At 69.6% G+C, this 9001-nt stretch carries 10 protein-coding genes; 8 read left to right on the forward strand and 2 right to left on the reverse strand.

Translation table 11 applies throughout. The annotated features are described in order from the left end of the window. Positions 1-10: 10 nt before the first annotated feature. The 5 genes from K9U41_RS19990 (at position 11) to phnE (K9U41_RS20010) (ending at position 5687) form a co-directional block, all read left to right on the forward strand. Positions 11-1276 carry an amidase gene (locus tag K9U41_RS19990; RefSeq protein WP_282642618.1) on the forward strand — a complete coding sequence of 422 codons (1266 nt, stop codon included), beginning with the start codon at positions 11-13 and terminating at the stop codon, positions 1274-1276. Between the two features lie 565 nt (positions 1277-1841). Beyond that, complete coding sequence (gene phnC, locus K9U41_RS19995) at positions 1842-2651, forward strand: phosphonate ABC transporter ATP-binding protein (protein WP_282642609.1); 810 nt, start codon at positions 1842-1844, stop codon at positions 2649-2651. A 97-nt stretch (positions 2652-2748) separates the two neighbouring features. Continuing rightward, positions 2749-3657 (forward strand): phosphonate ABC transporter substrate-binding protein, encoded by a 909-nt coding sequence (gene phnD, locus K9U41_RS20000; RefSeq protein ID WP_282642610.1) that lies wholly within the window; start codon positions 2749-2751, stop codon positions 3655-3657. 285 nt (positions 3658-3942) lie between these two features. Continuing rightward, entirely contained in the window at positions 3943-4827 is an 885-nt protein-coding gene (gene phnE / locus K9U41_RS20005; RefSeq protein ID WP_282642611.1) for a phosphonate ABC transporter, permease protein PhnE, read from the forward strand. After that, positions 4824-5687: a phosphonate ABC transporter, permease protein PhnE gene (gene phnE / locus K9U41_RS20010; RefSeq protein WP_282642612.1), complete on the forward strand. Its 864-nt coding sequence runs from the start codon at positions 4824-4826 to the stop codon at positions 5685-5687. Before phnE (K9U41_RS20005) ends, phnE (K9U41_RS20010) begins: the two co-directional genes overlap by 4 nt. 68 nt (positions 5688-5755) lie before the next feature. On the opposite strand, the gene K9U41_RS20015 is transcribed toward phnE (K9U41_RS20010), so the two are convergent. After that, positions 5756-6379 carry a pyridoxamine 5'-phosphate oxidase family protein gene (locus K9U41_RS20015; protein ID WP_282642613.1) on the reverse strand — a complete coding sequence of 208 codons (624 nt, stop codon included), beginning with the start codon at positions 6377-6379 and terminating at the stop codon, positions 5756-5758. 10 nt (positions 6380-6389) lie between these two features. Continuing rightward, complete coding sequence (gene phnF, locus K9U41_RS20020; RefSeq protein WP_282642614.1) at positions 6390-7148, reverse strand: phosphonate metabolism transcriptional regulator PhnF; 759 nt, start codon at positions 7146-7148, stop codon at positions 6390-6392. Between the two features lie 176 nt (positions 7149-7324). Here phnF and phnG point away from each other — a divergent pair, with 176 nt between their 5' ends. The 3 genes from phnG to K9U41_RS20035 all read left to right on the forward strand — a co-directional run. Then, a complete protein-coding gene (gene phnG / locus K9U41_RS20025) occupies positions 7325-7825 on the forward strand; it encodes a phosphonate C-P lyase system protein PhnG (protein WP_282642615.1) in 501 nt (166 codons plus the stop codon). Next, on the forward strand, positions 7825-8496 hold the full coding sequence (phnH, locus tag K9U41_RS20030) for a phosphonate C-P lyase system protein PhnH (RefSeq protein ID WP_282642616.1): 672 nt from the start codon (positions 7825-7827) through the stop codon (positions 8494-8496). Before phnG ends, phnH begins: the two co-directional genes overlap by 1 nt. A gap of 4 nt (positions 8497-8500) precedes the next feature. Then, the coding region (locus K9U41_RS20035) for a carbon-phosphorus lyase complex subunit PhnI (protein WP_282642617.1) at positions 8501-9001 on the forward strand (501 nt) is incomplete at its 3' end.

The following is a 9001-nucleotide window of genomic DNA, read 5'->3' on the forward strand; positions in this document are numbered from 1 at the left end:
GAGTAACCCCATGCCCCTCCTTCTCGCCCGCGACCTCGCCGCCGACCTCCACGCCGGGCGCACCACGCCCCGCGCCGTGCTGGAAGCGGTGGCGCAGGCCATCGCCGCCCGTGAAGGCGAGGTGCAGGCATTCGCCGCCCTCGACCTCGACCGGGCGCGCGCGGCGGCGGATCAGGCGGGCCTCGCCGGGCTGCCCCTCGCCGGCCTGCCGGTGGGAGTGAAGGACATCATCGACACCCGCGACCTGCCCACCGCCTACGGCAGCCCGCTCTATGCCGGCCACCGCCCGCGCAACGACGCCCCCGTGGTGGCCATGACGCGCCGCGCCGGCGGCCTCGTGGTGGGCAAAACGGTGACCACGGAATTTGCCTTCCTGAAGCCGTCGCAGACCCGAAACCCGCGCCGGCTCAGCCATTCGCCGGGGGGCTCCTCGGCGGGCTCGGCGGCGGCGGTGGCGGCGGGCATGCTGCCGCTGGCGATCGGCACCCAGACCGCCGGCTCGGTCATCCGCCCGGCCGCCTTCTGCGGGATCACCGGCTACAAGCCCACCTTCCGCCTGTTGCCGACGCTGGGCATGAAGACCTTTTCCTGGCATCTCGACACCATGGGCCTGTTCGCGGCCCGGGTGCGCGACGCGGCCTTCGCCGCCGCCGCCATCACCGGCCGCGACCTCGACATCGGGGACGAAACCGCCGAGCGCCCGCGCATCGGCATCGTGCGCACCGCCCGCGCCGGCAGTGCCTCCGCTGAAGCCCATGCCGCGCTGGAGACCGCCGCCCGCGCCGCCGAGGCCAGAGGCGCACGCGTGTTCGACCTCGACCTGCCGGAGGAGCTGGAAGCCGCCGACGCCGCCCAGCCCATCATCCAGGATTTCGAGGCCGCCCTCGCCTTCGCCGACGAACTGGCCTACGACCGCGCCGGCCTCTCGCCGCTGCTCGCCGCCCATCTCGATGCCGCGAGCGCCATCGCGCCCGACACCTACGACCAGGCGCGCCGCACCGCCAAGCGCGCGCGGCAGAAGCTGGGCGATGTGTTCGGCGCGGTGGATGCGCTCCTCACCTTCCCCGCCCCCGGACCGGCGCCGGAGGGCTTTACCACCACCGGCTCGGCCATGTTCTGCCGGCTGTGGACGCTGCTCGGCTGCCCGGCCATCAATATCGCCGGTCTGGAGACGGCGGACGGCCTGCCTGTGGGCGTGCAGCTGGTGGGCCGTTTTGGCCGCGATCGGCAGGCGCTCGCGGTGGCAAATCTCGTGGAAGCGGCCATCCCGCGCTGAAATACAATATTTCAAAAGAATTTCTCGTCACCGCAGCTTGCGCCGCAGCGTCGAGAAAAAGGCAGAACGGGGGCGGGGTTGCCCCATGACAGTCATGCGCCGCAGCACAATGCGCGCCGCGTCGCAGCACATCTTACCTCTTTCCGCATTCTGAGAATTTGTTAAGGTTCCTGGCGAGATCGACTTTGCGAGGAAAAAGGTGACCTTCGGCCTTCTGCTCACCGTGATCGAGACCTGTGCCGCCTTCGCCTTCATAGGCGCGGTACTGCTCGGAATGGTTTGAGCCGCTGGCCCCACCGCCCGCCGGATCGAAGAACACAACAAAGCGTGGTCCGGTCGATCCGCGGCGCCGGGGAGGCATGCCTCCCCGGCGCCTCCACGCGTGGCGCACCCCCCGGACCTGCTTTTGTCACAATCGCCCGCCCCATGACATTTCCCTGACGCCCCCGCGCGGCACCCCCGAAAACACCCTGAAAACGCATCGGCGGCCGTTGGCCGGCGAAACGTCATACGAGTGTTGCGCTCGCCCCTTATGAGCGGTCGGGACGCGCAACGGAGCGACCCGATGCTGGTGATCGAGGGCCTCACCCGCCGCTTCGGCGACAAGGAGGCCGTGTCCAACGTCGATCTTCAGATCGGCGCGGGTGCCTTTGTCGGCGTCATCGGACGGTCCGGCGCCGGCAAGTCCACGCTGCTGCGCATGATCAACCGCCTGCAGGACCCCTCGTCCGGCCGCATTCTCCATGACGGCCGCGACGTGACCGCACTCAAGGGCCGCGCCCTGCGCGCGTGGCGGGCCGAGGCGGCCATGATCTTCCAGCAGTTCAACCTGGTGGGCCGGCTCGACGTGCTCACCAACGTGCTCATGGGGCGGCTGGCCACCGCGCCGGCCTGGCGCGCGCTCACCAAGAGCTGGAGCGCCGAGGACCGCGCCATCGCCCTCTCCGCCCTCGACCAGTTCGACATCGCCCCGCTGGCCGCCCAGCGCGCCGACAGCCTCTCCGGCGGGCAGCAGCAGCGGGTCGCCATCGCCCGCGCGCTGGCCCAGGAGCCGGCGCTGATCCTCGCCGACGAGCCCATCGCCTCCCTCGACCCGCGCAACACCAAGATCGTGATGGATGCGCTTTTGCGCATCAACAAGCACTTCGGCATCACCGTGCTGTGCAACCTGCACTCCCTCGACCTCGCCCGCACCTATTGCGACCGGCTGGTGGGCATGGCGCAGGGCCGCGTGGTGTTCGACGGCGCGCCGGCCGCCCTCACCGAACAGGTGGCCCACGACCTCTACGGCCTGGAAGCCGGCGAAGTGATGGACCTGCCTGCAGCCAAGCCCGCCTTCGGCGACGCCATTCCGCAGGCCGCGGCGCTGGCCTGACCATCCGCCGCTCCGCGCCGGCCTCTCCGGAGGCCGGTTGCACCCGTGCGTTCCAATCTGTTCGTTCGAAATCCCGATCTGCCGACAGGAGCCTTGAATGCTGAACCGTCGTACCCTGATCGCGGCCTGCGCCGCGCTCGCCGTCTCCGCCGGCGCCGCCGCCGCGCAGGACTGGAAGGCCAAGTATCCCGAGCTGGTGTTCGCCATCATCCCGGCCGAGAACGCCTCCGGCGTCACCGAGCGCTTCACCCCCCTCACGGACTATCTCACCAAGCAGCTCGGCACCAAGGTGACCCTGCGCATCGCCAACGACTATGCGGCGGTGATCGAGGGCCAGCGCGCCGGCAACATCCACATCGCCTCCTACGGCCCCTCCTCCTTCGCCCGCGCGCTGATGACCGGCGCCAAGATCGAGGCCTTCGCCATCGAGGTGAACGCGGACGGCACCAAGGGCTATCACTCGGTGCTCTATGTAAAGGCCGACAGCCCCTACAAGTCCATCGAGGACCTGAAGGGCAAGAACCTGTGCCTGGTGGACCCCAACTCCACCTCCGGCAACAATGTGCCGCGCTTCTCCCTGAACAAGATGGGCATCACCCCCGACCAGTTCTTCGGCAAGGTGGTCTATGCCGGCTCGCATGAAAATGCGGTGATCGCCGTGCAGCAGGGCACTTGCGACGCCGCCTTCAACTGGTGGAACGACGAGCAGGAATCCAACCTCAAGCGCATGGAGCGCAAGGGGATGGCGAAATACGACGACTATCGGATCATCTTCAAGTCCGACCAGATCGTGAACTCGCCCTACGCCTATCTCGCCGACCTGCCGGCCGAGCTGAAGGCCAAGATCCGCGATGCCTTCTTCGCGATCGACAAGAACGACAAGGCCGCCTTCGACAAGATCTATGAAGGCAAGCAGCAGATGTGGCAGCCGGTGGACAATGAATCCTACGTCTCCATCATCGAGCTGAACAAGTTCGTGGACGAGCTGCGCAAGAAGAAGTCCTGATCCTTCCCCTGTGCCCCGGCCCAGCGACAGCGCAGCTGGAGCGCCGAGCCGGGGTCCAGCGCAGGACTCCCGCGCAGCGGGCAATCCCGAGGGCGCCGCATCATTGAAGCGCCTTCGGCGATCCCGGAGTTGGGTCCCGGCTCTCCTTCCACTTCGCTCCGCTGCGTTGCAGTCGGCCGGGACGCGTACGGTATCCTTCGCCCCGACCGAGGCGAGGGACGATCGCTCTAGAATCCTGTTTTGACACATTTTCTTCGCCCGAAACCGCTGTAGAGGCACCGCCCCTTGGCCCACGCCGTCACCCGCCTGCCCGACGCGCAGCTCGCGCCCATGCTGGCCGCCTACGAGGCGGCGGTGCGGGAACGGCGGCGGCACAGCTTCATCGCCGCCGCGGTGGTGCTGGTGTGCATCGCCCTCGCCGCGTGGATGGGCGAGGTGAAGCCCGGCGTGCTGTTTGCCAATGCCGGCCGGCTCACCACCTATTTCACCTCCATCGTGCCCACCCTGCGCTGGGACAGCCTCGGCGCGGACCTCGCCGAGTGGTACTGGAACCTCGACCACTGGCTGAAGCTGCTGCTGGACACCATCCTGATCGCCTATCTCGGCACCCTGATCGGCGGCATCGGCGCCTTCTTCCTGTGCTTCCTCGCCTGCGCCAACCTGGTGCGCAGCCCGCTCATCCGCCTTTCCGCACGGCGCTACCTGGAATTCTGCCGCACGGTGCCCGAGTTGGTGTTCGCCCTGCTGTTCGTGGTGGCGTTCGGCCTCGGACCCATGCCCGGGGTGCTGGCGCTCGCCATCCACACCATGGGCGCGCTGGGCAAATTGTTCGCCGAGGTGGTGGAGAATATCGACATGAATCCGGTGGAGGGCGCAGTGGCCGCCGGCGCCTCCTGGCCCAAGATGGTGCGCTTCGCCGTGGTGCCGCAGGTGACCTCCAACTTCGCCTCCTACGGGCTGCTGCGCTTCGAGATCAACGTGCGCGAGGCCTCCATCATGGGCTTCGTGGGGGCCGGCGGCATCGGGCAGGACCTGGTGGAGGCCATCCGCAAGTTCTATTATTCGGACGTCTCCGCCATCCTGCTGCTCATCATCGCCGCCGTGATGATCATCGACCTCGTCACCGAGCAGGTGCGCCACCGGCTGCTCGGCGTGGGAGCCGGACGATGAGCCGCGCGCGCATCACCGTCAGCACGGAGGCGCGGGCGCGCCTTGCCGCCGCCTATCCGCAGGCGCTCAGCCCCTCGCCGGCGCAGCGGCTGCGCGTGACCGCGATCCTGGCCACGCTGGCGGGCGTCGCCATGTTCAGCTTCTGGCGGCTGGATTTCAACCTGGACCGCATCGGCTCGGGCCTCGCCCAGCTCGGCCATTTCATCACCCTGATGATCCCCCCGGACCCCGGCACCCAGCTGCCGCTCTATATCCACGCCCTGGGCGAGACGCTGGCCATCGCCTTCCTCGGCACCCTCATGGGGGCGCTGGTGGCTTTCCCGTTCGGCTTCCTCGCGGCGAAGAACGTGATCCCCAACATCTTCGCCCATTTCGCCGTGCGCCGCCTGCTCGACACCGTGCGCGGGGTGGACCGGCTGATCTGGGCGCTGATCTTCGTCACCGTGGTGGGGCTCGGCCCGTTCGCCGGCATCCTCGCCATCGCCACGGCGAGCTTCGCGGAGCTGGGCAAATTGTTCTCGGAAGCAGTGGAGGCGCTGGACCGCAAACCGGTGGAAGGCATCGTCTCCACCGGCGGGACGGACGTGGAAGCCGTGCGCTTCGGCATGCTGCCGCAGGTGCTCCCCGTGCTGGCGAGCCAGTTGCTCTATTACTTCGAATCCAATGCCCGCCAGTCCACCATCGTCGGCATCGTCGGCGCAGGCGGGCTGGGCCTGCACCTCGCCGAGCAGATCCGCGTGCTGGAATGGCAGAAGGTGTCGTTCCTCATCCTGATGATGCTGGTGATGGTGGCGGTGATCGACTTCATCTCCGCCCGCCTGCGCTTCTCCATCATCGGCAAGACCCGGCTGGAGCCGTGAGGCGTTCCGGCTGCGGGCCGGAACCGGGCAATGACCGCAACCGTTGGTATCGGGAGAAAACGCCGCGCTCAGTAGAGAACGCGGCGATAGCGCTCCAGCATCGCTTCCTGGCTTTCCGCCTCGCCGGACGAGATCCCCGTCTTCGCGCCGATCTGGTCGCGCAGCATCTCGCCCATGGTGGGCAGGGCGGCGCGGGGCACCTGTGCATCCGCGCTCCACAGGCGCGAGCGCATGAAGGCTTTCGCGCAGTGCAGGAAAGCCTCCTCCACCGCCACCCGCAGCACCGTGCGCGGCGCCCGGCCGTCCACTCGGAAGCGGGCGGCGAGGGCGGGGTCGTCGTGGATGGTGGCGCGGCCGTTCACCCGCAGGGTTTCATCCACCCCGGGGATGACGAACAGGAGGCCCACCCGGCCGGTGGCGATGATGTTGGACAGCGTGTCGATGCGGTTGTTGCCCGGCCGGTCGGGCAGCAGCAGCTCCCGCTCGGTGGCGGCGACGAAGCCCGGCGCATCGCCCCGCGGCGAGACATCCGCCGCGCCGTGGGCGTCCGCGGTGGCGACCAGTACGAACGGGCTGAGGGCGATGAAGCGCAGGCAATGGGCGTCGAGGGCGGCCATCACCTTGTCGCGGGTTCGGCCGCCCTGCTCGCCATAAAGCTGGCGCAGTTGGTCGAGGGTTTCGATGCGACCCATCACGTCCGCCTTATGCCTTGAACACCAGTTGCACCCGGTCGGCCGCGAAGGAGGAACGGCCCCATTGCAGGGGCGTGCCGTTCGGCTCCACGTCGAGGCGCTCCAGCACCAGCACCGCCCGGCCGGGGGCCAGCGACAGCAGATCCAGTTCCCGCGCGTTGGCTGGCCGCGCGGTGATGCGGGTCTCGCGGCGGCGATAATCCTCGATGCCCAGGGTCGCGAGCGCCCGCGTCAGCGAGCCGGTGGCGGCATAGATCAGGTCGAGGTCGCGCAAACGGGCATGGGGGAACCACGCGGTGCCAAACGAGATGGGCACCCCGTCGGCCTCGTGGATGCTCTCGATGCGCAGCACGGGCGTGCCCTCGGGCAGGGCGAGTTCGCGCGCCACGTCCGGGCAGGCCGGCTCCACCTTCGAACCGAGGAAACGGCCGAACGGCTCGCGCCCGCCCGCCGAGACGATCTCGGAAAAGCGGGTGCGCGCGCCGATGGGATAGCGCAGGGGCGCCTCCTTCACGAAGGTGCCACGCCCGGCGGTGGCCTCGATGAGCCCCTGCTCGGCGAGATGCGCCAAAGCCCGGCGCAGGGTGTGGCGGTTGACGCCGAAGGTCTCCGACAGTTCCGCTTCCACCGGCAGGCGCGCGCCGGGCTTCAGGGCACCGGAGAGAATCTGCTCCTCCAGCCGCTGGGCGATCTGCCGCCACAGGGTGACGCCCGAGCCGCGGGCGACGCCTTCGCGGCCCTCGGACGGCGTATCGGCCGCCTCCGTCATCGGGCTGTGACCCTTAGCTGAGAGACTGCTCGGCACCCCAGACATTTTTGCCTCCCTCGCGGCCCGGCCGCCTTGTCTATTTGTATAGATTATTATACAAATGAAGTCCAGCGGAGCCTCGGCTCTTGCATCCCTTCCGCGTGCCCGCTCGGCGGGCACCTGTATGCGAGGCGATCATGGGGCCCGACGCACCCGTTTCCGGACCAAAGACGCCCCCGCCCTTTCCCGAGGCGGCGGCCGGCAACGCCGAACGGCAGGCCATGATGGCGCTCTACGCCCGCGCCACCCGCGACGAGCTGGAGGCGGCGGTGGAGCGCTTTTCGCCGCTGCCGCGGGTCAGGAAGCTGCGGCCGCCCGAGGCGGGTCTGGTGATGGTGCAGGGTCGCACCGGCGGCGATGGCGCGCCGTTCAACATGGGGGAGGCCACCGTCACCCGCGCCGCCGTGCAGCTGGAAGGCGGTGCCACCGGCGTCTCCTACATGCTGGGCCGCGCGCCCGAGAAGGCGGAGGCCGCGGCCATCCTCGACGCCTTGTGGCAGGACCCGGCGCTGACGCTCGCGGTCAACGACGCGCTCGCCCCCATCCGCCGTCGCCTCGCCGCCGAGGAGGCCGCCGCTGCCGCCGAGGCGGAGGCGACCCGGGTCAACTTTTTCACCATGACGCGGGGCGAGGACTGATGACCGCTCTCGCTCCCGCCCCTGCAATGGCCCCCCGGCCCCTGGCCGCCGGCTTCGCCGATCCGGTCCACGACGCCCAGCGCACCTTCGCGGCGCTGATGCGGGCCATGGCCGAGCCGGGCCGCCCGGTGCCCCTCGCCAGCGATCTCGCGCCGCCGGCCCCGCTCTCGCCGGAGATGGCGGCGGCGGCGCTGGCGCTGCTGGATTACGAGACGCCGGTGTTCCTCGACGCCACGCTGGCGGCGGAGCCGGACGTGGCCGCCTTCCTGCGCTTCCACACCGGCGCGCCGCTGGTGGAGGACCCCGCCGCCGCCCGCTTCGCCCTGATGGGCGACAGCGCGGGGCTGCCGGATTTCACGCGCTTCGCCCAGGGCGAGCCGGATTATCCCGACCGCTCGGCGACGCTGCTCATCCAGGTGGCGCGCATGGGCGAGGAAAGACTGGGCGAGGAAAGACTGGACGAGGCTCTTCCCGGCGCCGGCGCGCTGGTGCTCGAAGGCCCCGGCATCCAGGGCCGCCGGGCATTTGCCGCCGTGCCCCTGCCGGCGGATTTCGGCGGGCGCCTGGCCGCCAACCGGGCGCTTTACCCGCTCGGCATCGACCTCATCCTGTGCGCGCCGGGCGTCATCGCCGGCCTGCCGCGCACGCTCGCTCCCCACACGCAGGACTGACCCCATGTATGTGGCCGTGAAGGGCGGCGAGGCCGCCATCCGCAATGCCCACGCGCTGCTCGCCAGTCGCCGGCGCGGCGACGCGAGCGTGCCCGAGATCGGGCTCGACCAGATCACCGAGCAATTGTCCCTCGCGGTGGACCGGGTGATGGCCGAGGGCTCGCTCTATGACCGGGAGCTGGCGGCCCTCGCCATCAAGCAGGCGCGGGGCGACCTGATCGAGGCGATCTTCCTTGCCCGTGCCTTCCGCACCACCCTGCCCCGCTTCGGCGCCTCGGTGCCGGTGGATACCGGCGCCATGCGGGTCCGCCGGCGCATCTCCGCCACCTTCAAGGACCTGCCCGGCGGACAGGTGCTGGGGCCGACCTTCGATTATACCCACCGCCTGCTGGACGAGCGCCTGGCGACCAACGCGGTGGATGGCGCGGACCGCACGGCGGCAGAAACCACTGCCTCCGCTGGAACCGCCGCGCCCCCTCTTCCGCTTGCGGGGGAGGGCTGGGGA

Origin of the sequence: Xanthobacter autotrophicus, from assembly GCF_029991245.1 — a bacterium.
GTDB lineage: Bacteria > Pseudomonadota > Alphaproteobacteria > Rhizobiales > Xanthobacteraceae > Xanthobacter > Xanthobacter autotrophicus_C.

Coding starts and splice junctions, on each gene's coding strand:
- phnG (WP_282642615.1), top strand. CDS start 7,325: ATGGGGCCCGACGCACCCGTTTCCGGACCAAAGACGCCCCCGCCCTTT.
- phnF (WP_282642614.1), bottom strand. CDS start 7,148: ATGACGGAGGCGGCCGATACGCCGTCCGAGGGCCGCGAAGGCGTCGCC.
- K9U41_RS19990 (WP_282642618.1), top strand. CDS start 11: ATGCCCCTCCTTCTCGCCCGCGACCTCGCCGCCGACCTCCACGCCGGG.
- phnD (WP_282642610.1), top strand. CDS start 2,749: ATGCTGAACCGTCGTACCCTGATCGCGGCCTGCGCCGCGCTCGCCGTC.
- phnC (WP_282642609.1), top strand. CDS start 1,842: ATGCTGGTGATCGAGGGCCTCACCCGCCGCTTCGGCGACAAGGAGGCC.
- phnH (WP_282642616.1), top strand. CDS start 7,825: ATGACCGCTCTCGCTCCCGCCCCTGCAATGGCCCCCCGGCCCCTGGCC.
- phnE (WP_282642612.1), top strand. CDS start 4,824: ATGAGCCGCGCGCGCATCACCGTCAGCACGGAGGCGCGGGCGCGCCTT.
- K9U41_RS20015 (WP_282642613.1), bottom strand. CDS start 6,379: ATGGGTCGCATCGAAACCCTCGACCAACTGCGCCAGCTTTATGGCGAG.